This is a genomic window from Pseudomonas sp. GW460-12-10-14-TSB1 (assembly GCF_017349775.1).
Lineage (GTDB): Bacteria > Pseudomonadota > Gammaproteobacteria > Pseudomonadales > Pseudomonadaceae > Aquipseudomonas > Aquipseudomonas piscium.
Map to the genome: position 1 here is coordinate 1 of NZ_JACNAC010000064.1, position 23,576 is coordinate 23,576.

Here is a 23,576-nt window from a genome sequence, read left to right on the forward strand (position 1 = left end):
AAGGGCGCAACAAACCGGCTCTTGGCCACGCTGTAGACCTGCGGCTGGTCGGCGTCGACTACCTTGAAACTCAACTCCTGGGAACTGCTCTGCGGCTTGTCGGCGATCATCGCCACCGACACCGGCAGGTCGACGATCTCGCCCGCGGCCAGGCTGATTTCGCTCTTGCCCTGCAGCTGGAAGCCGTCGCCGTCCACCAGTTGCAGGCGGTAATCCTGGCGTTGCTGGGTCTTGTTGATGATCTTCAGGCTGTAGATGTTCTCGATCTGGCCCAGGCTGTTTTCACGGAACAGGCCACGGTCCTTGCTGACGTCCAGCGACACCATCGGCCGCTCCACCAGCGCCAGGGCCAGGGCGCCGATCATCACCAGCAGCACCGCGCTGTAGCCGATCAGACGCGGGCGCAGCAGGTGGGTCTTGCCACCCTGCAACTGGTGCTCCGAGGTGTAGCTGATCAGGCCCCGGGCATAACCCATCTTGTCCATGATCGAGTCGCAGGCGTCGATGCAGGCGGCGCAGCCGATGCATTCCATCTGCAGGCCGTCGCGGATGTCGATGCCGGTCGGGCAGACCTGCACGCACAGCTGGCAGTCGATGCAGTCGCCGAGGCCGATATCGGTCGGTTTCACGCCGCGTTTGCGCGGGCCGCGGATTTCACCGCGGGCCGGGTCGTAGGAGATGGTCAGGGTGTCCTTGTCGAACATCACGCTCTGGAACCGCGCATAAGGGCACATGTGCATGCATACCGCCTCGCGCAGCCAGCCGGCGTTGAGGTAGGTGGCACCGGTGAAGAACAGCACCCAGAACAGGCTGACGCCGCCGATCTGCAGGGTCAGCAGCTCCTCGGTCAGCGGCCGGATCGGGGTGAAGTAACCGACGAAGGTCAGCCCGGTGAGCAGGCTGATGGCCAGCCACAGGGTGTGCTTGGCCGATCGGCGGATCAGCTTGTTCAGGTTCCAGGGCGCGGCTTGCAGCTTGATGCGCTGGTTGCGCTCACCCTCGGTGATCTTCTCGCACCACATGAACAGCCAGGTCCAGGAGCTCTGCGGGCAGGTGTAGCCGCACCAGACGCGGCCGGCGAACACGGTGATGGCGAACAGGCCGAAGGCGCAGATGATCAGCAGGGCCGAGAGCAGGATGAAATCCTGCGGCCAGAAGGTGGCGCCGAAGATATGGAACTTGCTTTCCGCAAGGTCCCAGAGCACCGCCTGGCGGCCGCCCCAGTTCAACCATACGGTGCCGAAGAACAGCAGGAACAGGAAACCCGCACCGCTCATGCGCAAGGTGCGGAACAAGCCGGTGAAGCTGCGGGTGTGGATCAGGTTGTCGCTGGATTTGGCCTTCGTCTTTGGGCGCGCAGGCTCGAATGTTTCTACTAATCGGACGGGGATTCTTTCGCTCATGGTCGTTCGCTCATCAGCCTCCATCAGGCAGATGAACTATGCCCAGCGATCTGTTTGCATAACAGACTCAGGTATCGCAATAAAAAGCAGATCAGATGGCCGGCAGGCGCCACCCTGCGACAACTTGCCATACCCCGCCAGGCGCCCGTTGCCGGGCGTCGGCAGCCTCTGGCACAGGCCTGCGCCGGGCGCTGTGATGCAGATCAGTCAAATCACCGAATCACTGTCGCTGGTGCGCAGATGACGCCGCCCCTCGGTGGCGCCTGCTACGGTCAATGGGGCGGCTTCTGCTTCGGTGATGCGCAAATCGATTGTCTACGCTTGTCATGATTTGGGCGTAATGCTGTGACCGGAAACGCTGACCGGCGCCGGATCGATCGGCGGGTCCTCCTTGGGCGGCGGGGTGGTTTCTGGTGGCTCTTCTTCGGGCACCGGTTGCGGTTCTGCCGGTGGCAAGATCGGCGGCAAGGTCGGGTGATCGATATTCGGATCGGGCGTTTCGGGAGGGATCGGGATACTCATCGGCATGGCCTCCTTTGTGCTTGGTTTTGCACAGTCTCCCAGGGTGGACCCTCGACGCGGTGGTTTGACTCCCGGCGCGAAGGGAGGCAAATCCGGGTGAACTTTCCCGGCCCTGGTGTCTCGGAACCTAAGTGCTTCGCTGATCCGCGCGGGCCGTTGCCGACACCGAGGGCCGATCTCAAAAGATGGCGTTGCGCCGGATAGACCAGCAACAGAGCGTCCATGGGGCGTAAGGGGTGATGCTCGATGACTGCCGAAAAAAGACCGACTGAGCTGCAATACAACCCGAACCTGCCACTCTCGCAGGCCTTGCTGCTGCCGCGCATTGTCATCGAGAACACCAGGCCGCTGATCGACGGCGGCCAGTTCGCGGTCAAGGCGGTGGCGGGGCAGGTGGTGCAGGTCAGCAGCAAGGTGTTCGCCGATGGTCACGACAAGCTGGCCGTGCGCATTCGCTGGCGCGCCGAAGCCGACAGCATCTGGCGCAGCGAGATCATGGAAGACCTCGGCAACAACGGTTGGGAAGGCCAGTTCAGCGTGCCCAGCCAGGGCCGCTACCTGTACTGCATCGAGGCCTGGATCGATCAGTTCGCCAGCTTCTGCTACGACCTGCAGAAGAAACACCAGGCCAGCATCGCCGTCAGCCTCGAATTGCAGGAGGGCCGCAACCATGTACTGCACGCCGCCGAGCGTAGCGAGGGGCCGCTGCGCGAGCAGTTGCTGGCGCTGCACCATGAACTGGCAACACTGCTCGAAGCCGAGCAGGTGGCGCTGTTCCTGCACGAGCGCAGTGCACGGCTGATGGCCGAGGCCGACTACCGCCCGTACCTGAGCCTGAGCCCGGAATACCCGCTGGACGTGGAACGCGAACGTGCGCAGTTCGCCAGCTGGTACGAGCTGTTTCCCCGCTCGATCACCGACGATCCGGCCCGCCACGGCACCTTCGACGATGTGCATTCGCGCCTGGCGATGATCCACGACATGGGCTTCGACGTGCTGTACTTCCCGCCGATCCACCCCATCGGCCGCAGCTTTCGCAAGGGCCGCAACAACGCCCTGACCGCCGGCCCCGACGAGCCGGGCAGCCCCTATGCGATCGGCAGCGAAGAGGGCGGCCACGAGGCGATCCACCCGCAGCTCGGCAGCCGCGAGGATTTCCGCCGCCTGGTGGCCGCCGCCGCCGAGCATGGCCTGGAGATCGCCCTGGACTTCGCCATCCAGTGTTCCCAGGACCATCCCTGGCTCAAGCAGCACCCGGGCTGGTTCAACTGGCGCCCGGACGGCAGCATCAAATACGCCGAGAACCCGCCGAAGAAATACCAGGACATCGTCAACGTCGACTTCTATGCCATCGAGGCCATCCCCAGCCTGTGGCTGGAACTGCGCGACGTGGTGGTCGGCTGGGTCGAGGAGGGGGTGAAGATTTTTCGCGTGGACAACCCCCATACCAAGCCGCTGCCGTTCTGGCAGTGGCTGATCGCCGATGTGCGGGCGCGGTACCCGGAGGTGATCTTTCTCGCCGAGGCCTTCACCACGCCGGCGATGATGGCGCGCCTGGGCAAGGTCGGTTATTCCCAGAGCTACACCTATTTCACCTGGCGCAATACCAAGAGCGAACTGGCGACTTACTTCACCGAACTGAACCAGTCGCCGTGGCGCGAGTGCTACCGGCCGAACTTTTTCGTCAACACGCCGGACATCAACCCGTTCTTTCTCCATGACTCGGGGCGCCCGGGGTTTCTCATCCGCGCCGCGCTGGCCACCATGGGCTCGGGGCTGTGGGGCATGTATTCGGGGTTCGAGCTGTGCGAGGCGGCGCCGATTCCGGGGCGGGAGGAATACCTGGACTCGGAGAAGTACGAGATCCGCCCCCGGGACTTCAGCGCCCCCGGCAACATCATTGCCGAGATCGCCCAGCTCAACCGCATACGCCGGCAGAACCCGGCGCTGCATACCCACCTGGGCCTGCAGGTCTACAACGCCTGGAACGACAACATCCTGTACTTCGGCAAGCGCACCGCCGACCTCAGCAACTTCATCCTGGTGGCGGTCAGCCTCGACCCGGTCAACGCCCAGGAGGCGCATTTCGAATTGCCGTTGTGGGAGCTGGGCCTGCCCGACGATGCGCAGACCCAGGGCGAGGATTTGATGACCGGCCATCGCTGGACCTGGTACGGCAAGACCCAGTTCATGCGGATCGAACCCTGGCAGCAACCGTTCGGCATCTGGCGTATCAGCGTTGCCTGATTCGCGATCGGCCCGGAACGGGACGCGCTCTTGAGGCCGTCGCAGCCTCGCGAGGCTCGGCAGCGGCTACAGGGCCAGTCGCAGGTAGCCACGGACCAATGAATTTTCAGGAGTTACCCATGGCGAAGAAAACCAGGTCAGCCACCTTCATCAAGGACCCGCTCTGGTACAAGGACGCGGTGATCTATCAGGTTCACGTCAAATCCTATTTCGACTCCAACAACGACGGGATCGGCGATTTTCCCGGGTTGATCGCCAAGCTCGACTACATCGCCGACCTGGGCGTGAACACCATCTGGCTGCTGCCGTTCTATCCCTCGCCACGCCGCGACGATGGCTACGACATCGCCGAATACCGCGGCGTCAGTCCCGACTACGGAACCCTGGCCGATGCCCGGCGGTTTATCGCCGAGGCCCACAAGCGCGGGCTGCGGGTGATCACCGAGCTGGTCATCAACCACACCTCGGACCAGCACCCCTGGTTCCAGCGGGCGCGCAAGGCCAAGGCCGGTTCCAAGGCGCGGGACTTTTATGTGTGGTCCGATGACGATCAGAAATACGACGGCACGCGGATCATCTTTCTCGACACCGAGAAATCCAACTGGACCTGGGACCCGGTGGCCGGCCAGTACTTCTGGCACCGCTTCTATTCCCACCAGCCGGATCTCAACTTCGACAACCCGCAGGTGATGAAGGCGGTGCTGTCGGTGATGCGCTACTGGCTGGACATGGGCATCGACGGTCTGCGCCTGGACGCCATTCCCTACCTGATCGAGCGCGACGGCACCAACAACGAGAACCTGCCCGAGACCCACGACGTGCTCAAGCAGATCCGCGCCGAGATCGACGCCAACTACCCGGACCGCATGCTGCTGGCCGAGGCCAACCAGTGGCCGGAAGACACTCAATTGTATTTTGGAGATGTGAAGGGTAACGACGGCGACGAATGCCACATGGCTTTCCACTTCCCGCTGATGCCGCGCATGTACATGGCGCTGGCCCAGGAAGACCGCTTCCCGATCACCGACATCCTGCGCCAGACCCCGGAGATTCCCGCCAACTGCCAATGGGCGATCTTCCTGCGCAACCACGATGAGCTGACCCTGGAGATGGTCACCGACCGCGAGCGCGACTACCTGTGGAACTACTACGCCGCCGACCGCCGCGCGCGGATCAACCTGGGGATTCGCCGGCGCCTGGCGCCGCTGATGGAGCGCGACCGGCGCCGGGTCGAGCTGCTCAACAGCTTGCTGCTGTCGATGCCCGGCACGCCGACCCTGTATTACGGCGACGAGATCGGCATGGGCGACAACATCTACCTGGGCGACCGCGATGGCGTGCGCACGCCGATGCAATGGTCCATCGACCGTAACGGCGGCTTCTCCCGGGCCGACCCGGCGAGCCTGGTGTTGCCGCCGATCATGGACCCGCTGTACGGCTACCAGTCGGTGAATGTCGAGACCCAGGCCGGCGACCCCCATTCGCTGCTCAACTGGACCCGGCGCATGCTGGCGATCCGCAAACAGTCCAAGGCTTTCGGCCGCGGCAGCCTGAAGATGCTGTCGCCGAGCAACCGCCGGATCCTGGCCTACACCCGCGAATACACCGGGCCCGACGGCAAGCACGAGATCATCCTTTGCGTGGCCAACGTGTCGCGCAGCGCCCAGGCCGCGGAGCTGGACCTGTCGGCGTTCGCTGGCATGGTGCCGGTGGAGATGCTCGGCGGGAACGCCTTCCCACCGATAGGCCAGCTGAATTTCCTCCTGACCCTGGCGCCCTACGGCTTCTACTGGTTCGTCCTGGCGGCGGAAAACCAGATGCCGAGCTGGCATGTGGAGCCGGCCCAGAGCATGCCGGACTTCACCACCCTGGTGCTGAAAAAACGCCTCGAGGAATTGCTCGAAGCACCATCGCGCACCACTCTGGAGCAGAGTTCGCTGCCGACCTGGCTGCCCAAGCGCCGCTGGTTCGCCGGCAAGGACAGCGCCATCGAGCAGGTGCATATCGTTTACGGCGTGCGCTTTGGCGATCCGCAGCACCCGGTGTTGCTCAGTGAGCTGGAGGTCAGCGGTGGCGGCCAGAGCGGGCGCTACCAACTGCCGTTCGGCCTGCTCGGCGAAGAGCAGATCGGCGCCGCGCTGCCGCAGCAACTGGCCCTGGCCCGGGTCCGCCGTGGCCGCCAGGTGGGGCTGATCACCGACGCCTTTGCCCTGGAAAGTTTTGTGCGCAGTGTCGTGCAGGCGATCCAGACGCACACCCTGCTGCCCTGTGGCGAGGGAGAGATCCGCTTCGAGGCCACGCAGCAACTGGCCGGGCTCGGCCTGGACGCGCAATCCGAGGTGCGCTACCTGTCCGCCGAGCAATCCAACAGCTCGGTGGTGATAGGTGGCAGCCTGGTGCTCAAGCTGATCCGCAAGGTGGCCAGCGGGGTGCACCCGGAGCTGGAGATGGGCGCTTACCTGACCGCCGCCGGCTTCCAGCACATTTCACCCTTGCTCGGCTCGGTGATTCGCCGGGACGGGCAGGGCGACAGCCTGCTGATGATCGCCCAGGGTTACCTGAGCAATCAGGGCGATGCCTGGGAGTGGACCCAGAACAACCTGGAGCGGGCGATCCGCGACGAACTGGCCGACGCCATGTCCGAGCAGGACCAGCATTACAACGCCCTGGGCGAGCTGCGAGATTTTGCTGGCATGCTCGGCCAGCGCCTGGGGGAAATGCACCTGATCCTCGCGGCGCCGACCGCCAACCCGGACTTTCGCGCGCGGCCGAGCACGGCCAAGGATGCCCAGGCCTGGGCCAGGCAGATTGGCGCGCAGCTGGAACGGGCCTTGCACTTGCTCCAGCAGCATCACTCCGAGCTGACGGCCGAGGATCAACAGCACGTGGCGTCATGGACCCAACACCAGCAGGCGATCCTGGCGCATATCCAGGGCCTGGCGAAGCAGGCGGTCGGCGGTCTGCGCATGCGCGTCCACGGCGACCTGCACCTGGGCCAGGTGCTGGTGATCAAGGGCGATGCCTACCTGATCGATTTCGAGGGCGAACCGGCGCGGCCGCTGGACGAGCGCCGGGGCAAGCACAGCCCGTACAAGGACGTCAGCGGCGTGCTGCGCTCCTTCGACTATGCCGCGGCGCTGGCCCTCGGCGGCCAGAGCCTCGATGCCTCGGCCCACACCCTGGCCGCCCGGCAGCGGGTCGCCGAGCGTTATCTGCACGAAGCCCGCGAGTCGTTTGTCCAGGCGTACCGGCTGGCGGCAGCTAGTCTTGCTCATGCCTGGCAGGAAAAAAATGGGGAGGACGCCGCGCTGACCTTGTTCAGCCTGGAGAAAGCAGCCTACGAAGTGGCGTACGAAGCGGAAAACCGTCCGGCCTGGCTTGCGGTGCCGCTGCGCGGGCTGCGAGCGCTGCTGAGTGATATGAAGGTTGAGTGATGTGAAACCCTTTTCCGATATAAAAAGTGGTGGAGAGCAGTCATGAGTTTCTCGAACAAGGAACAGGGTGAGGTCAAACAGGCAATGCCCAGCGCCCGGGATGTCGAGGCGCTGGTGCGCGCCGAGCACCAGGATCCCTTTGCCGTACTCGGCCCCCATGGCGACGGCGCCGGTGGCCAATTCATTCGTGCCTTCCTGCCGGGCGCCCTGAGTGTGCAGGTGCTGGCCCGCGATGGCACCAGGGTGCTGGGCAGCCTGGAGGGCACCGAGGTGCCGGGGCTGTTCGTCGGGCATTTTGCCCAGGCCCAGCCCTATCTGCTGCGCACCCAATGGGCCGGTGGCGAGCACATCGGCGAAGACCCTTACAGCTTCGGCCCGTTGCTGGGGGAGATGGACCTGTACCTGTTCGCCGAGGGCAACCACCGCGACCTCAGTAGCTGCCTCGGCGCCCAGCTGAAAACCCTGGATGGCATCGACGGCGTGCGTTTCGCGGTCTGGGCGCCGAATGCCCGGCGGGTCTCGGTGGTGGGCGACTTCAACGTCTGGGACGGGCGGCGGCACCCGATGCGCCTGCGCCATCCGTCCGGGGTCTGGGAGCTGTTCGTGCCGCGCCTGGGGCCGGGCGAAGCCTACAAATATGAAATCCTTGGTGCCCACGGCATCCTGCCGCTGAAGTCCGACCCGGTGGCGCTGGCCACCCAGTTGCCGCCGGACACCGCCTCGAAAGTCGCCACGCCGCTGAGCATCGACTGGCAGGACCGCGAGTGGATGCAGGCCCGTGGCGAACGCCAGCGCGCGGACGCGCCCTTGTCGATCTACGAGCTGCATGCCGGCTCCTGGCAATGCGAGGTGGACGATCTGGGCGAGGTGGCGCGCCAGTACGACTGGCACGAATTGGCCGAGCGCCTGATCCCCTATGTGCAGAACCTGGGGTTCACCCATATCGAGCTGATGCCGATCATGGAGCACCCCTTCGGCGGTTCCTGGGGTTATCAGCCGCTGTCGCAGTTCGCCCCCAGCGCCCGCTACGGCAGCGCCGACGATTTCGCGGCGTTCGTCAACGCCTGCCACCTGGCGGGCATCGGCGTGATCCTCGATTGGGTGCCGGCGCACTTTCCAACCGACGCCCACGGCCTGGCGCAGTTCGACGGCACCGCGCTGTACGAATACGGCAACCCGCTGGAAGGTTTCCACCAGGACTGGGACACCCTGATCTACAACCTGGGGCGCACCGAGGTCCACGGTTTCATGCTGGCGTCGGCGCTGCACTGGCTCAAGCATTTCCATGTCGACGGCCTGCGGGTGGATGCCGTAGCCTCGATGCTCTACCGCGACTATTCGCGCAACGCCGGGGAGTGGGTGCCCAATCGCCACGGCGGCCGCGAGAACCTCGAAGCCATCGACTTTTTACGCCATCTGAATGACGTGGTGTCCCTCGAGGCGCCGGGCGCCCTGGTGATCGCCGAGGAGTCCACGGCCTGGCCGGGCGTCAGCCAGAGCACCCAGCAGGGCGGCCTGGGCTTCGCCTATAAATGGAACATGGGCTGGATGCACGACTCGCTGCACTACATCCAGCAGGACCCGGTGTACCGCGCCCATCACCATAACGAGCTGAGTTTCGGCCTGGTGTATGCCTGGTCCGAGCGCTTCATCCTGCCGATCTCCCACGACGAGGTGGTGCACGGCAAACATTCGCTGATCGACAAGATGCCCGGCGATCGCTGGCAGAAATTCGCCAACCTGCGGGCCTACCTGAGTTTCATGTGGACCCACCCGGGCAAGAAGCTGCTGTTCATGGGCTGCGAGTTCGGCCAGTGGCGCGAATGGAATCACGATCAGCAACTGGACTGGTACCTGCTGCAATACCCCGAGCACCGCGGCGTGCAGAAACTGGTGGGCGACCTCAACCGGCTGTACCGCGAGCACCCGGCGCTGCACGACCAGGACGACGCGCCCCAGGGCTTCCAGTGGCTGATTGGCGACGACGCGATCAACAGCGTCTACGCCTGGTTGCGCTGGAGCAAGGAGGGCAAGCCGCTGCTGGTGGTGGCCAACTTCACCCCGGTGCCGCGCCAGGCCTACCGGGTCGGCGTGCCGTTCGCCGGGCGCTGGGGCGAGTTGCTCAACAGCGATTCCGACACCTATGCCGGTTCCAACTATGGCAACGGTGGCGGGGCCTTCACCGAGGATGAGCCGAGCCACGGCCAGGCGTTGTCGCTGGTGTTGAACCTGCCGCCGCTGGCGGTGCTGATCCTGCAGCCCGAGGGCTGATCCGGCTGGCCGCTGAACGCAGCGGATCGCGAGCAAGAACTGGGCGTCCCCCTCGCTCCTACAGAATCTACGCAATCCCTGTAGGAGCGAGCTTGCTCGCGATGACATCCGCCCAGGCACCATCAAGTGGTCCCTGAACCTCCAATCCTTGTAGCCGCTGCCTCTGCCGCAGCCTGCCGCAGCCTGCAGCAGCGGCTACACAGGCTTACCAGCGCATCCGCACACCCAGGCTGCCGATCAGCCCGTTGAGGTCGTTGTCGTCCACGTCGCTGCTGTAGTCGGCGCTCACGTACAGGCTGACGGCGGGGGTGAGCCTGGCCACCAGGCCCAGGCCGACTTCGACCGTGGAAGACTTGTGGCTGCTGCTGATCTTGTCGACCTTGTCCAGGCTCAGCATGTCGCCGCTGTACACCGTGTGCCACAAGCTGGTGCGCACATAGGGTTCCACCGAGTGCCCGGCGACGTCATAGCGACCTTGCAAGTGGGCACCGACGCGGCCGCTCCAGGAGTTCAGGTTGCCGGCGGAGCTGGTGCTGCTGTCGGCATTCGGGTTGTCCAGGCTGACGCGCTGGTTGATCAATTGCGCCTGGGGTTCGACCACCCAGTTGTCGCTGATGCCGATGGGAATCCCGCCTTGCACCGACAGGGTCACCGCGCTGCCCTCGGCAGCCTGCCGCTGGCCCTGTTCGGTGCGGCTGAAGCCGCTGACCCGGGCGCCGCTGGCCGACAGATCGACGTGCCAGCCCTGCGGGCCGGTCAGGCTCCAGAACGCGCCAAGACTTTGACCCTGGACACTGAAACTGTCGTTACGCGGGTCGCTGAAACCGCCGGGCACGCCCTGGCCGTTGGCCTGGAACTGGCTCTGGCCACCCAGCAGGCCGATGCGCTGGGTATGCCCGCTGCTGCTCTCCAGGGTGTAGAGCACCGGGCCGCCCGGCGTGCCGTTGATGCTGCTGGCAAAACGCGAACCCAGGTAGCCGGCTTCGGTCTGCCGCGCCGCGGGCCCGTACAGCGGGTCCCAGGCCTGCGGGCTGCCTTGCACTATGCCCAGGCTGTTGCCCGCGGGCGGGTTGAGCGGCAAGGGTGTCGCGGATGGCGCGGGTGTCAACAGAGGGTTCAGGAGCTGGTCCTGGCGATACCAGAGCTGCGCCTCGTCCTCGGCAGGGGATGCTTGTACCTCCATGGACGCGCACAGCAATACCGAAGCGGAAACTGTGCACAGAATGATCTTGATCTCTTGTGGGGTGAGTGAGGTTTTCATGGAGGGCTACCTTGCAATCGCATGCCGTGTCTCGCTGTGGCGTCTCTCCTACCCCGAATGAGGGGCGACCGAGTTCATTGAGGCAAGGCTCGGCGACCCGCTCTAAAGCAGGTATCCGAGGCTTGCCCCTGGCTGTATTTCCGGGGGTAGTAAGCAGTAGCTAAGGAGACGACAGGGCCGCCGTCAAGAAAATGACCGACCAGTGGCGTAGGTAATTTAGGCTTTGTAACTGACTGAAAAAAATCGATTCTCTAAGTTCTTGTTTGTGCGAAAAAACGTCAGGAAAGGCGGGGAAAAGGGATTTTCGGTAGTTAACTACCGACCCGCCCTTTGCGGGCGAGCCGGTCATTTCCTGGCGTGAAGGACTGCGTCAGCCCTTGGCCAGCGCGCTGGCCGCTTCGTCGATCAGCCCGGCGACTTCGCTGGCCTGGGAGGCGAGGGAGGCATGGCTGGCGGCCAGGCTGATGATTTTTTTCGCCCCCAGGCGCGCGGCCATGCGCTGCTGGTTTTGCGGGGCGATCATCCGGTCCTCGGTGGAAATCTGATACCAGGACGGCTTGTGCTTCCAGGCGGGAGTGCCAATGGTGTCGCCGAAGGTGCTGGCCAGCGGCGCCTTCTGGGTCAGGCCCATGACCAGCCCGTCCTGCTCCGGCAGGTCCTGGCAGAAGCTTTCATGGAACAGCTCCGGCTTGACCCAGAGGTAACCGTCGCTGTCGGGCTGCAGGTTCGCCGCCGCCACCGGCGGATGCTGCTGGGTGATGCCGCCCGGGCTTTCGCCGGAATCGGGAGCGAAGGCGGCGATGTACACCAGGCCTGCGACATTCGGCGCCAGGCCGGCTTCGGTGATCACCGCGCCGCCGTAGGAGTGACCGACCAGCAGCACCGGACCCTCCTGCTGGGCCACCAGTTTGCGGGTACGCTCGACGTCCTCGGCCAGCGAGGTCAGTGGCAGCTCCACCGCGCGAATCCGCGTGTAGCCCCGTTGCAACAGCTCGACTATGACCTTGTTCCAGTGGGCGGCTCCGCCCCAGAAACCATGGACCAGCACAATCACGGGTTTGTCGCTCATGGGATGACTCCTAGCTAAGAACACCAGACATAGCCCGACGCTGCAGGCAGCGCGCGGAGTGGAGTGATCGAGTATCAGTGACAATCGCCGGCCGTGCACGGCCATTGGGCGGCGAATCTTTGAGCGGATGTTCAGAGGTGCACTTCTACCGCCAGCGGCAGGTGATCCGACAGGTGCGTCCAGGGTTTGTGCCCGAGGATCTTCGGCGCGTGGCTGCTGGCATTGCGCAGGTAGATGCGGTCCAGGCGCAGCAGCGGCCAGCGTGCCGGGTAGGTCTTGGCCGGGCTGCCGTGGTGGCGTTCGAAGGCTTCGTGCAGGTCGTCGCGGCGGGCGAGGGTGGCGTTGCCATGCAGCTGCCAGTCGTTGAAGTCGCCGGCGATGATCACCGGCGCGTCGGCCGGCAGCGACTCGAGCAGCTGGCACAGCAGCGCCAGCTGCAGTTGGCGATGGCTTTCCAGCAGGCTCAGGTGCACGCAGATCGCGTGCACTTCGGCATGCCCCGGTACATCCAGCACGCAATGCAGCAGCCCGCGGCGTTCCGGGCCGGTGATCGAGACATCGAGGTTGCGGTACTGGCGGATCGGGTATTTCGACAGCAGGGCGTTGCCATGATGGCCGTCGGGATAGACCGCGTTGCGCCCGTAGGCGAAGTCGCCCCACATGCTGTCGGCGAGAAACTCGTATTGCGACTGCTGTGGCCAGTTGCTGTAGCGGTTGGCGTGGCGGTCGTGCTCGCCCAGCACTTCCTGGAGAAACACCAGGTCGGCCTGGGTGCTACGTACCGCGTCACGCAGCTCCGGGAGAATGAAACGGCGGTTCAGGGCGGTGAAGCCTTTGTGGGTGTTGACGGTCAGGATGCGCAGGCGATGGACCGCCGGGGTTTTGTCTGGCGCTGCCGACGTGACCGGGTGCCTGGTTGAATCGGTGTTCACGCTCACTCCTCGTAATCAGGGCGGTTACTCATGCGACTGAGACTTTGCCGGTCAGTTCAGGTTTTCCCCCGGGCGGGTACATCGGGGCGGCGTTACATGAAAATGATTTCGTAGGACTGGCGCAGTCGCTCCAGCACCACCGGCGTCAGGGTCGGGGCCAGGCCGATGCCCGGATCGCCCTGCAACTGGCTGGCATAGGCATGCGCCGCGTGGCGCTTGCGGGCCACGGTCCAGGTGTCGAGGCGCAGCTTGCGGGCGCGGTGCCAGGGCAGCAGGTGTTCGTCGCGCGCCGGCCAGTGCCAGGCCCACACCGGCACTTCGTGGAATGCCACGCCGGCCCGGGCCGCGGCCTTGGCGCTGGCGCGGCCGACGGCATCGTGGTCGTCGTTGCCGTCTTCGCGCCAGGTGCTGAACACCACGTCATCGGGGCGCAGGTAGCGGCCGATGAACTGGCTCAGCTGATGCTCGCGCTCCTGCAGCCCACTGTCGGCAAAACCGCCGCGAATCCACTTCAGGCTGTGCAGGGGCAAACCCAGGCGGCGCAGGGCCTCGACACTTTCCTGGGGGCGGAACACGCTCAGGCGCCGCTCCGACCACAGGTCGGAGCCGGGGTGGCTGGCACTGCCGTCGGTGACGGAAATCAGTTGCAGCGGATGGCCGTGGTGGGCCAGTACCTGCAGCAGGCCGCCGCAGGTCAGGACTTCGTCGCCGGGGTGCGGGGCAATGACCACCGCGCGAAATCCGGGCGGCACCAGGCTGGCCAGGTTGATGGGGGGGACGTCGAGCAGTTGGCGGGCGCCGTTCCAGACCTGCTCCGGCCAGTTGTCGCTCAGGGGTATGGGTCTCATGGGTGTCACATCCTTGTTCCGGGGCAGCCGGCGCGCGGTGATGAACCGGGCCGCTTGGGTTCGCACCCGGTGTCGGTCCGGGTGCCGGCGCTCCATACCTTGGATTGCCGTCCTGCAAGAGCGTTCAATCATACACAGCCGTTGGTCGCCGTCGCAGGGGCCAGCGGTTTTTTTCTGACGGCGACGCTCAGGTGTTCAAGATAGCGGGGAATGGGGGGCTGGCACCATCGTACATGTGTCTGATGGGCTGGGCACTGCCCGCCATTAAGTTCAGCAAATGGCCAGCCACCTGCTCAATCGTCGCTCTCATGCTGCAGTTCGAACAGCAGCAGCGAGCGGCCGGTCACCGAGTACGGGTGGCCGAACTCGAAGCGTTCCTGACCTTTCACTGAGGGCTGGTTGGTGTCGACCATGCAAGTCCAGAAGCCGCCGTCGGGCACTTCCGGCAGGCTGAAGTTGACGATGTCGTGATGGGCGTTGACCACCAGCAGCAAGGTCGCGTCGGCGCCGGGGCGGCGTATCCCGGTTTCCTGGGCACGGCCGTCGAGCAGCATGCCCAGGCAGCGGCCGTGGCCGTCCTGCCATTGTTCGATGGTCATCTCGCTGGCGTCCGGGGCGAGCCAGGTGACGTCCTTGACCCCGATGTCCTCGTTGTAGTTGCCCACCAGGAAGCGTCCGCGGCGCAGGATCGGGTAGGCCATGCGCAGCTTGACCAGGCGCTTGACGAACTTGAGCAGCGACTTGCCGTCGTCGTCCAGGTCCCAGTTGACCCAGCCGATTTCGCTGTCCTGGCAATAGGCGTTGTTGTTGCCGTGCTGGGTGCGGGCGAACTCGTCGCCGGCGACCAGCATCGGCGTGCCCTGGGCCAGCAGCAGGGTGGCGAAGAAGTTGCGCATCTGGCGCAGGCGCAGCGCATTGATCTGCGGGTCGTCGGTGGGGCCTTCGACGCCGTGGTTCCACGACAGGTTGTGGTTGCTGCCGTCCTGGTTGTCCTCGTCGTTGGCTTCGTTGTGCTTGTCGTTGTAGGACACCAGGTCATGCAGAGTGAAGCCGTCGTGGGCGGTCACGAAATTGACAGAGGTATAAGGCCGTCGCCCGCGCTGGTTGAACATCTCGCCGGAGGCGGTCATGCGCGCGGCGAAGTCGGCGAGCTGGCCGTCGTCGCCTTTCCAGAAGGCGCGCACGGTGTCGCGGAACTTGTCGTTCCATTCCACCCAGCCCGGCGGGAAGCCGCCCACCTGATAGCCGCCGGGGCCGATGTCCCACGGCTCGGCGATCAGCTTCACCTGGCGCAGCACCGGGTCCTGGCGGCAGGCCACGAGGAAGCTGTGGCGTTCGTCGAAGCCATGGTGATAACGCCCGAGAATGGTCGCCAGGTCGAAGCGGAAACCGTCCACATGCATTTCCGTGGCCCAGTAGCGCAGCGAATCGGTGACCATCTGCAGCACGCAGGGGTGGCTCAGGTCGAGGGTGTTGCCGGTCCCTGAGTCATTGATATAGAAGCGTTTGTCGTCCGGCATCAGGCGGTAGTAGGAGGCGTTGTCGATGCCGCGCATGGACAGGGTCGGGCCTTGTTCGTTGCCCTCGGCGGTGTGGTTGTAGACCACGTCGAGTATCAGTTCGAGCCCGGCTTCGTGCAGGTGCGCGACCATTTCCTTGAACTCGGCGATCTTGCCGCTGGCCAGGTAGCGCGGGTCGGGAGCGAAGAAGGCGATGCTGTTGTAGCCCCAGTAGTTGGTCATGCCCTTGTGCAGCAGGTGCTGATCGTTGACGAAGGCGTGGATCGGCAACAGCTCCACCGAGGACACCCCGAGCTTGCGAATGTGCTCCAGCACATCGTCGACCATCAACCCGGCGAAGGTACCGCGCACCGCCTCAGGTACCGAGGGATGACGCATGGTGAAGCCGCGCACGTGAGTCTCATAAATGATCGTCTTGTCCCAGGGCACGCTGACCCGGTGATCGTGGCCCCAGGTGTGGGCCGGGTCGATCACTTTGCTTTTCGGCACGAAGGGCGCGCTGTCGCGCTCGTCGAAACTGAGGTCGGCGTCGGGGTGCCCGATGGTGTAGCCGAACAGCGCCTCGGACCATTTCAGCTCGCCCACCAGTTGCTTGGCGTAAGGGTCGATCAACAGCTTGTTGGGGTTGAAGCGATGGCCGTTGGCCGGGTCGTAGGGGCCATGTACCCGGTAGCCGTAGATCAGCCCGGGATGGGCGTCGGGCAGGTAGCCGTGGAAGATCTCGTCGGTGTATTCCGGCAGTTCGACACGTTCCAGTTCGACTTCGCCCGAGGCATCGAACAGGCACAGCTCGACCTTGGTGGCATTGGCCGAGAACAGGGCGAAGTTGACCCCCAGGCCGTCCCAGGTCGCGCCGAGCGGGAAGGGCAGGCCTTCGCGGATGCGCGAGGGCTCGGTCGCTTGCGGGGTTTTCGGCGTGGCGGCTGCTTTGGAGGTGGTCATGGGTGCTCCTGGGAATCAGATGGGCGAACAGGCTCCCTGTGGCGCTCGGGCGCGCCACGCACATGGGCAAGGTCGACAATGGAGGTGGCGCGAGCGCCTCGGCGGCAGGGTCGTCAGCTGGCCGCTGGCTTGCGCGGTGCTCGCGGCTTTTTCACCGCGCTGCTTTTGCCCCCGGGCGGCAGCCCTTTTTCTCCAGGAGGCGCCTTTCCACCAGGAGACAGCAGGGACGCCGCGGCCTTGGGCTTTGCCGCGGGCTTGCCGGGCTTGGCGCTGGCGGCGCGGGTCGCCTTGGGCGGCTTGCTCGGGGCCAGGGCCTCGGCTTCGGCCAGCTTGCGGGCCATTTCCCAATGCCGGTGTTCCTGGCCGTCGGGCCGGCCTTCCGATTCCCAGATTTGATAGGCGAACTCACGAATGCGTTTGTCGTCGGTACTCATCGCAATGCTCCTGAACTGAACTCAAGTTTGGATGAAGAGGTTGACCGGGAAATCCCGCAATGCGCTGCTGATCATCAGATCCTTGTGGGGTGTGACTGCCCCCGTGGAAAAAAGTCCCTTCAGGTTTTGCCCTGGCGCGGCGAATGGCAGATGCACTCGCGTATCGCCCCAATCCGGCGCGTCGACCCGGGGGCGCGCGCCGCTTTCCAGCAGCCCGGCGACCAGCCTGGGCACTATCACCACGGCCCGCTGGCCCTGGTGTTCGCGCATGAAGGCCAGCACCTTGCCGGCGTGTCGGCCCTGTACTTCCAGCGCCTGGTAAGTGCCCCGGCGAAACAGCTGCGGGTACTCGCCACGGCGCGTCAGCGTGGCGGCGATCAGGGCCTGTTTGATGCGCCCGTCGCGCCAGTGGGCCAACAGTTCCATGGTTTCGCCGCAGGGGTCCAGCGCCTGCTGTCGGGCGGCGAAGTCCACCGGACGGCGGTTGTCCGGGTCCACCAGGCTGAAGTCCCAGAACTCGTTGCCCTGATACAGGTCCGGCACACCCGGCACAGTCATGCGCAGCAAGGATTGAGCCAGGCCGTTGAGGGCGCCAACGGGCGCGATGACCTGGACGGCCGTGCCTATGGCGCTGCGCAACGGCTGGCCCTCGGGGCTGAGCAGCAGCCGCTCGATGAAGTCGTGCACGGCACTTTCATAGGCCTCGTTGGCCGCTGCCCAACTGCTGTGCAGCTTGGCTTCGCGCAGGGCTTTTTCCTGCCATTGCCAGAGGCGTCGGGCATAGTCCCGCAAGCCCTGGCGGTCGTCGCTGTGCAGTTCCAGCGGCCAACTGCCGAGCAGGGCCTGATAGAGGATCAGTTCGTCGCCGGCGCCGGGCGCCTGGGGATCGCTGCGCAGGGCCTGGGCCAGGCTGCGCCAGTGTTCCACCTGTTCGACGTACCAGGGGCTGAGTTCGCTGAGTACCGCCAGGCGCGCGCGGGCATCTTCGCCGCGCTTGTGGTCGTGGGTGGCGCTGGCCAGCAGGTTGTCGGGGAAGGTCGCCAGGCGCTCGCGGCAGGCCGCGTGGAAATCTTCCACCGGGGCGTAGAACTGCTCGGTGGAAAAACCCACATCGTTGCGCGACAGCAGCACCGCCGAGCGATAGAGCGCGGTGTCTTCCACCGCCTTGGCCGCGGTCGGCGAGGTCAGTTGCTGGAAGCGCACGCAGGCATGCTTGAGCACCTTGCGTTGCCGCCCCGGTGGCAACTGGCGCCAGCCGCGGCCGCCGAGCCACTGTTGCAGGTAGGCCAGCACCGGCCAGTCGGCTTCGCCCAGGGTGTCGCGGGCGCCTTGCAGGGCCTGCTGGAAAAACACCTCGTCCGCCGCCGTGCGCCCGCAAGCGCCGATGTAGGTGCGGTACACCGGGAAGTGCACGATCAGTTCCTGCAGGGCGCGGCGAATCGCGCCCAGGGTCAGGTCGCGGCTCATCACGTCGTTGCGCGCCACTTGCAGCAGGGCCTGGGCCACGCTTTCGAAGTCGCTGGCCAGCGAGCCGTTGAGCAACTGCTGGCGCGCCAGTCGGGCTTCTTCAAGAAAGGCCGCCGGGCGTTCGCTGTGCCGGCTCCAGAGTTCAGCCAGCGGTGCAGCGCCTTGCGGGTCGTGCTGCAGCAGCGACAGCTGGTTCATGAACTCGTAGCCGGTGCTGCCGTCCACGCCCCAGTCGCGGCGCAGGCTTTCGCCGGTGCCGAGGATCTTTTCCACGTAGATCGGCAGGTGCTGGCCGGGGCGCAGGGCATCGACCCGGCGCCGCAGTTTGCGGCAGTAGCCGCGAGGATCGGCCAGGCCGTCGATATGGTCGATGCGCAGTCCGTCCACCAGGCCGGCGGCGATCAGCTGGAAGATTTTCCCGTGGGTAGCCTCGAACACCGCCGGGCGCTCGACCCGCAGCCCGCCCAGCTCGTTGACGTCGAAGAAGCGCCGCCAGTTGATGTCGTCCGCCGCGGTGCGCCAACTGGCCAGGCGATAGCTCTGCTGCTCCAGCAGGGCGTGCAGGCGGGCGAAGCCCTGCGGCTGGCGCGCGTCGTACAGCGCCAGATGCTGCTCGATGGCCGCGCGGATCCGCGGGTCACGGGCGGCGTCCTGCAGTTGCTGTTGCAGGGGCTCGGCCTGGGTGTGGGCGTCGGGTTGGTAGCGCAGGGTGCTGAAGGCATCGGCCAGTGACTTGAGGCGTTCGGCCGGCTCGGCGTCGAGCTCGCCCTGGACCCGGAGCAGCTCGCCATAGTCGCTGGGGCAGATCGGGAAGTGATGCTGGTAATGCTCGGCATGAAACTCGCCCCGTTCGGCAGCGAAGCACAGTGTCAGTGCGCCTTCCTGCAGGGCCACGCCGTAGTCGCTACCGAGGAAGGGCATTAGCAACTGGCCCTCCAGCAACGGGTCGGGGGAGTGCCACTGGATATCGAAGAACTCGCCGTAGGGGCTCAGGCGGCCCCAGCGCAGCAGGTCCTGCCACCAGGGATTGTCCGCGCCGCCGACTGCCATGTGGTTGGAGACGATATCCAGCAGCAGGCCCATGTCGTGCTGGCGCAGGCTGCGGACCAGGCGCTCCAGGGCAGCCTCGCCACCCAGCTCGGGGTTGACCCGGGTCGGGTCGACCACGTCGTAGCCGTGCAGCGAGCCGGCGCGGGCGCACAGCAGCGGCGACGCATACAGGTGGCTGATGCCCAGGCGAGCGAAGTAGGGCACCAGCGGCACTGCATCGTTGAGGCTGAAGCCGCGATGAAACTGCAGGCGCAGGGTAGCCCGCACAGGCCGGGGCGTCGCCGGGTTCATCGGTCGCGCTCGTGGGCCTGTTGCCGGGCGCAGGCCAGCAGCTCCAGGCGGCGCGCGGCGTCCGGGTCATCGAGCAAGGCCGCGCTGCTGCCGGCCAGGCGCCGACGCCAGTTGGGGTGGCTGTCGAGGGTGCCGGGCAGGTTGGCCTGTTCGTCGATGCCCAGGGCATCCTCCAGAGGCAGCAGCACCAGTGGCGCGCGGGTATGGCCGAGGAAGCGCACGCTGGCGTCCACCACCTGGTCGGCTTCGTGGGTGTCTTCACGAAAGTTCTGCGGGTCGCGGCTCAGGGCGTGGCGCAGGCCCTCGCGTTCGCGCTGGCGATGTTCGCGCCAGTGGGTTTCGCCGCTTTCGTCCACCAGGCCCAGGCGCGCGCTCCAGTCGATGTCGCGGCCTTGCCACCAGCCGTTGAGGGTCGGCAGGTCGTGGGTGCTGGTGGTGGCCAGGGCGTTGTCCGGCCAGTCGAGGATCGGCCGGAAATGGGTGCCGTGCTCCTGCTCGAACAGCAGCACGCGCATGCCGAGCATGGCCCGCGCGCTGAGTTTTTCCCGCAGGCCGTCGGGCACCGTGCCGAGGTCTTCGCCGAGGACGATCGCCTGGTGCCGGTGCGACTCCAGGGTCAGCAGGCGCAGCAGGTCGTCCACCGGGTAATACAGGTAGGCGCCGTCGCAGGGCGGGGCGCCGAGGGGGATCACCCACAGCCGCTGCAGGCCCATCACATGGTCGATGCGCAGGCCGCCGGCATGGGCGAAGTTGGCCCGGAGCATTTCGATAAAGGCGTGGAAACCATTGCGCACCAGGCCCTCCGGGGAAAAGGCGGAAATGCCCCAGCCCTGGCCCTGGCGATTGAGAATGTCCGGCGGCGCGCCGACGGTCAGCGCCGTCAGCAGTTCGTCCTGGCGGCTCCAGGCCTGGCTGCCGCCGCCATCGGCGCCCACGGCCAGGTCGGCGATCAGGCCGATACCCATGCCGCTGCTGCGGGCAGTGGCCTGCACCCGCTCCAGGCAACGGGCGATCAGCCATTGGCAGAAGGCATAGAAGCCGATATCGCTGGCGTGCTCCTCGGCGAACTGCGCCAGCGCCGGGCTGCGCGGGGTGCGCCAGGCGTCGGGCCATTGGCGCCAGTCGAGGCTCTCGCCACGAGCCGCGCGCTGGGCCTGGATGGCTTCGAAGCGGCAGTGGTTTTCCAGGGCCTCGCCGCTGGCGTGGCGGAAGCTGGCGAAGTCCTGGTGCAGCGGGTGCTCGCCCTGGCAGAAGCCTTCATAAAGAGCGCGCAGGACTTTCTGCCTGGCCTGGGCCGCCACCGGCCAGTCGACCATCGGTTGTTGTTCCAGCTGTTGCAGTTGCGGCCCCAGGCCGCTGGCGTCGATGGCGCTGCGCCAGGCGCGCTCGCCGAGAATGGTTCCGGGGGCGGCGTACAGGCTATTGAGAAACAGCCGGCTGGACGGCGAGTAGGGGCTGTAGCGTCCGGTGTCGCTGCTGAACATGGCATGCAGTGGGCTGATGGCCAGAGCCTCGGCGCCCCGTTCGCCGGCGACCCGGGCCAGGTCTTCCAGGGCTTGAGTATCGCCATAACCGCCATCGCCGCTGCGCCGCAGCGAATACAGCTGCACGCTCAGGCCCCAGGCGCGGGGCGTGGCCTGGTCCACGGCGTCGGCGACGCTGTAGCAACGTTCGGGCGCCACGGCCAGGGTGAAGTGCTGGCCGGCGATGCTCACTTCCTGGTAACCCACCGGGACCAGGCCCGGCAGCATGGAGTTGTCGTCCAGCTTGAGGTTGAGCACGCTGCCGTCTTCCAGGTGGATTTCGCAGGGCGTATCCGGGGCGAAGTAATGCCCCAGGTCCAGGCCCTGGCCGACATCGGCGGTCAGCAGCGGTGGCAGTTGCCGGCTTTGTTGCACCTGCAGCAGCTGGCGCAGGCTGGCTTCGATCTGCCGGTCGTTGTCGGCCGGATGGCCAAGACTGGCCAGCACCGCTCGCAGTACCCGTGGCTCGACCCGTTGCGGGCGGCCGTTGGCGTCGATCCAGTCGACGGCCAGGCCGGCTCGGCTGGCGAGGATTTCCAGTTGCGCGTCGCTCATGGGCGTTCTCCGTCAAGGTCAGGCAGTGGGGCGACTGCGCCAAGGCTGACCAGTGCGCTATAGGGGGCGAGATGGCCTTGCTGCAGAAGCTCGAAAGCCTGGGCCGGGTAGTCGAACAGGCGCTGCGCTGCGTCCGGTGGCCGCTGCTCGACGTTGTGCGGGCTCAGGTTCAGATCGATGCGCAGTTCCTGGCCATTGCCCAGGCGCCAGCGGGCGCACAGCGCACCCTCGGCCAGCACCTCGGCGCCCAGGGCTTCGGCGCCGGGCAGGTAGGGCACGATGTGCTCGCGGCGCAGTTGCAACAGTTGACGATACAGGGCCCGGGTCTGCTCGCCCCGGTCCGGGTCCGCCTGCGGCCTTGACACGAGGAAGGTGTCCGGCGCGTTCGGGTCGGGAATCTGCTCGCGTTTATGCGGATCGGCAAAGGCGCTGAAGGCGGCGAATTCACCACGCCGGCCTTCGCGCACCGCGTCCGCCAGTTCGCCGTGATGGCTGGTGAAAAACAGGAAGGGCTGCGGCGCCGCCAGTTCGTCGCCCATGAACAGCAGCGGGATCATCGGCGACAGCAGCAACAGCACCGTGGCCGCCCGCAACGCCTGTGGCTCGGCCAGGCGCACCAGGCGTTCGCCGAAGGCACGGTTGCCGATCTGGTCGTGGTTCTGCAAAAACAGCACGAAGGCGCTGGGCGGCAGGTGGCCGCTGGGCTCGCCGCGGGCGGTGCCGTGGCGGGTGACATGGCCCTGGTAGGCGAAGCCCTGGCTCAGGCAGCGCGCCAGTTTCTCGGTGGGGCGTTCGGCGAAGTCGGCGTAATAGGCGTCGGTTTCCCCGGTGAGCAGCACATGCAGGGCGTTGTGCCCGTCGTCGTTCCACTGCGCGTCGAAGTGCTGCTCCAGCAGGCTGGCCTGGTTGTGTTCGTTTTCCAGGGTCAGCCAGACCTGTCGCGCCGGGTCGATCCGTTGGCGTACCCGCTGCGCCAATTCGTGCAGGAAGTCCGGATCGTCGATGGCATGCACGGCATCCAGGCGCAGGCCGTCGAAGCGGTACTCCAGCAGCCACATCAGGGCATTGTCGATAAAGAAGTCGCGCACGGGCTGGCGGCGAAAGTCGATGGCCGCGCCCCAGGGCGTGTGCCGGTCCTCCCTGAAGAAGGCCTTGGCGTAGTGATGCAGGTAGTTGCCGTCGGGGCCGAAGTGGTTGTAGACCACGTCGAGCATCACCGCCAGACCCAGGCCGTGGGCGCAGTCGATCAGGTGCTTGAGGTCGTCGGGCGAGCCGTAGGAGGCTTCCGGCGCATACGGCAGGACGCCGTCGTAGCCCCAGTTGCGGTCGCCGGGAAACTCCGCCAGGGGCATCAGCTCGATGGCGGTGATGCCCAGTTCGACCAGGCGCGGCAGGTGTTTTTCCACTTCGCGGTAGCCGCCGAGCACACCCACATGCAGCTCGTAGATCACCGCTTGGTGCCACGGCCGGCCTTGCCAGTGCGGGTGCTGCCAGCGATAGGCCTGGGGATCGACCACCAGGCTGGGGCCGTGGACATCGCCGTCCTGGGCCCGGGACGCCGGGTCGGGCACGCGGATCCGCTCATCGATGTTGAAGCGGTAGCGAGTGCCGGGCGGACAGCGGCCGATGACCATGAACCAGCCGTTGGCCTGGGGCAGCATGGGCAACGACGGCCCGTCTTGCAGCTCAACGCTGACGTGACGGGCGTCCGGCGCCCAGAGGGCAAAGCGGGTGCGCTCGGCATCGAGTGGGACTGTGCCGTGGGGCCAGGTTTCCAGTGTCCTTGACGGCATCTTGGAGTGCCCTC

Annotated in this window: 14 protein-coding genes and 1 pseudogene; 3 read left to right on the top strand and 12 right to left on the bottom strand. The window is 65.9% G+C overall.

Features of this window, described 5'->3' with window-relative positions:
• The 3 genes and pseudogenes from ccoG to J4D52_RS26435 all read right to left on the bottom strand — a co-directional run.
• A partial coding sequence (gene ccoG, locus J4D52_RS26425; RefSeq protein WP_207272176.1) for a cytochrome c oxidase accessory protein CcoG occupies positions 1-1,403 on the bottom strand: 1,403 nt, incomplete at its 3' end.
• 207 nt (positions 1,404-1,610) lie between these two features.
• Positions 1,611-1,703, bottom strand: a pseudogene (locus tag J4D52_RS26430) (DUF3203 family protein); the annotation flags it as partial.
• Positions 1,704-1,727: 24 nt separating this feature from the next.
• A complete protein-coding gene (locus tag J4D52_RS26435) occupies positions 1,728-1,925 on the bottom strand; it encodes a hypothetical protein (RefSeq protein ID WP_063430460.1) in 198 nt (65 codons plus the stop codon).
• Between the two features lie 246 nt (positions 1,926-2,171).
• Between J4D52_RS26435 and J4D52_RS26440 the strand changes: the two genes are divergently transcribed.
• From J4D52_RS26440 to glgB, 3 genes are all read left to right on the top strand, one after another.
• Positions 2,172-4,172, top strand: a complete 2,001-nt coding sequence (locus J4D52_RS26440) for an alpha-1,4-glucan--maltose-1-phosphate maltosyltransferase (protein WP_102677178.1) — start codon at positions 2,172-2,174, stop codon at positions 4,170-4,172.
• 119 nt (positions 4,173-4,291) lie between these two features.
• Positions 4,292-7,606, top strand: a complete 3,315-nt coding sequence (treS, locus tag J4D52_RS26445; protein ID WP_102677179.1) for a maltose alpha-D-glucosyltransferase — start codon at positions 4,292-4,294, stop codon at positions 7,604-7,606.
• A 42-nt stretch (positions 7,607-7,648) separates the two neighbouring features.
• Positions 7,649-9,877 carry a 1,4-alpha-glucan branching protein GlgB gene (gene glgB, locus J4D52_RS26450; RefSeq protein WP_063430466.1) on the top strand — a complete coding sequence of 743 codons (2,229 nt, stop codon included), beginning with the start codon at positions 7,649-7,651 and terminating at the stop codon, positions 9,875-9,877.
• Between the two features lie 205 nt (positions 9,878-10,082).
• On the opposite strand, the gene J4D52_RS26455 is transcribed toward glgB, so the two are convergent.
• The 9 genes from J4D52_RS26455 to treZ all read right to left on the bottom strand — a co-directional run bounded on the left by J4D52_RS26455 (position 10,083) and on the right by treZ (position 23,562).
• Positions 10,083-11,138: an autotransporter outer membrane beta-barrel domain-containing protein gene (locus J4D52_RS26455; RefSeq protein ID WP_063430468.1), complete on the bottom strand. Its 1,056-nt coding sequence runs from the start codon at positions 11,136-11,138 to the stop codon at positions 10,083-10,085.
• Positions 11,139-11,508: 370 nt separating this feature from the next.
• Positions 11,509-12,207 (bottom strand): alpha/beta hydrolase, encoded by a 699-nt coding sequence (locus J4D52_RS26460; protein WP_063430470.1) that lies wholly within the window; start codon positions 12,205-12,207, stop codon positions 11,509-11,511.
• A 131-nt stretch (positions 12,208-12,338) separates the two neighbouring features.
• Positions 12,339-13,139, bottom strand: a complete 801-nt coding sequence (locus J4D52_RS26465; RefSeq protein WP_025809100.1) for an endonuclease/exonuclease/phosphatase family protein — start codon at positions 13,137-13,139, stop codon at positions 12,339-12,341.
• 92 nt (positions 13,140-13,231) lie between these two features.
• A complete protein-coding gene (locus J4D52_RS26470; RefSeq protein ID WP_025809099.1) occupies positions 13,232-13,987 on the bottom strand; it encodes a PIG-L deacetylase family protein in 756 nt (251 codons plus the stop codon).
• A gap of 293 nt (positions 13,988-14,280) precedes the next feature.
• Positions 14,281-16,449 (bottom strand): glycogen debranching protein GlgX, encoded by a 2,169-nt coding sequence (gene glgX / locus J4D52_RS26475; RefSeq protein ID WP_063430472.1) that lies wholly within the window; start codon positions 16,447-16,449, stop codon positions 14,281-14,283.
• A gap of 113 nt (positions 16,450-16,562) precedes the next feature.
• Positions 16,563-16,883, bottom strand: coding sequence for a DUF2934 domain-containing protein (locus J4D52_RS26480; protein ID WP_063430474.1), 321 nt, complete (start codon positions 16,881-16,883; stop codon positions 16,563-16,565).
• A gap of 21 nt (positions 16,884-16,904) precedes the next feature.
• Positions 16,905-19,691, bottom strand: a complete 2,787-nt coding sequence (locus J4D52_RS26485; protein ID WP_102677180.1) for a malto-oligosyltrehalose synthase — start codon at positions 19,689-19,691, stop codon at positions 16,905-16,907.
• Positions 19,688-21,769, bottom strand: a complete 2,082-nt coding sequence (gene malQ, locus J4D52_RS26490; RefSeq protein WP_063430478.1) for a 4-alpha-glucanotransferase — start codon at positions 21,767-21,769, stop codon at positions 19,688-19,690. The genes J4D52_RS26485 and malQ overlap by 4 nt, the downstream gene beginning before the upstream one ends.
• A complete protein-coding gene (treZ, locus tag J4D52_RS26495) occupies positions 21,766-23,562 on the bottom strand; it encodes a malto-oligosyltrehalose trehalohydrolase (RefSeq protein WP_102677181.1) in 1,797 nt (598 codons plus the stop codon). Before treZ ends, malQ begins: the two co-directional genes overlap by 4 nt.
• Positions 23,563-23,576: the final 14 nt, after the last annotated feature.

What these genes read in the sequence shown, in the direction of transcription:
- glgX (WP_063430472.1), bottom strand. Translation starts at nt 16,449, where the DNA reads ATGACCACCTCCAAAGCAGCCGCCACGCCGAAAACCCCGCAAGCGACC.
- J4D52_RS26485 (WP_102677180.1), bottom strand. Translation starts at nt 19,691, where the DNA reads ATGAACCCGGCGACGCCCCGGCCTGTGCGGGCTACCCTGCGCCTGCAG.
- J4D52_RS26440 (WP_102677178.1), top strand. Translation starts at nt 2,172, where the DNA reads ATGACTGCCGAAAAAAGACCGACTGAGCTGCAATACAACCCGAACCTG.
- J4D52_RS26480 (WP_063430474.1), bottom strand. Translation starts at nt 16,883, where the DNA reads ATGAGTACCGACGACAAACGCATTCGTGAGTTCGCCTATCAAATCTGG.
- J4D52_RS26470 (WP_025809099.1), bottom strand. Translation starts at nt 13,987, where the DNA reads ATGAGACCCATACCCCTGAGCGACAACTGGCCGGAGCAGGTCTGGAAC.
- J4D52_RS26435 (WP_063430460.1), bottom strand. Translation starts at nt 1,925, where the DNA reads ATGAGTATCCCGATCCCTCCCGAAACGCCCGATCCGAATATCGATCAC.
- treS (WP_102677179.1), top strand. Translation starts at nt 4,292, where the DNA reads ATGGCGAAGAAAACCAGGTCAGCCACCTTCATCAAGGACCCGCTCTGG.
- malQ (WP_063430478.1), bottom strand. Translation starts at nt 21,769, where the DNA reads ATGAGCGACGCGCAACTGGAAATCCTCGCCAGCCGAGCCGGCCTGGCC.
- J4D52_RS26460 (WP_063430470.1), bottom strand. Translation starts at nt 12,207, where the DNA reads ATGAGCGACAAACCCGTGATTGTGCTGGTCCATGGTTTCTGGGGCGGA.
- treZ (WP_102677181.1), bottom strand. Translation starts at nt 23,562, where the DNA reads ATGCCGTCAAGGACACTGGAAACCTGGCCCCACGGCACAGTCCCACTC.
- glgB (WP_063430466.1), top strand. Translation starts at nt 7,649, where the DNA reads ATGAGTTTCTCGAACAAGGAACAGGGTGAGGTCAAACAGGCAATGCCC.
- J4D52_RS26455 (WP_063430468.1), bottom strand. Translation starts at nt 11,138, where the DNA reads ATGAAAACCTCACTCACCCCACAAGAGATCAAGATCATTCTGTGCACA.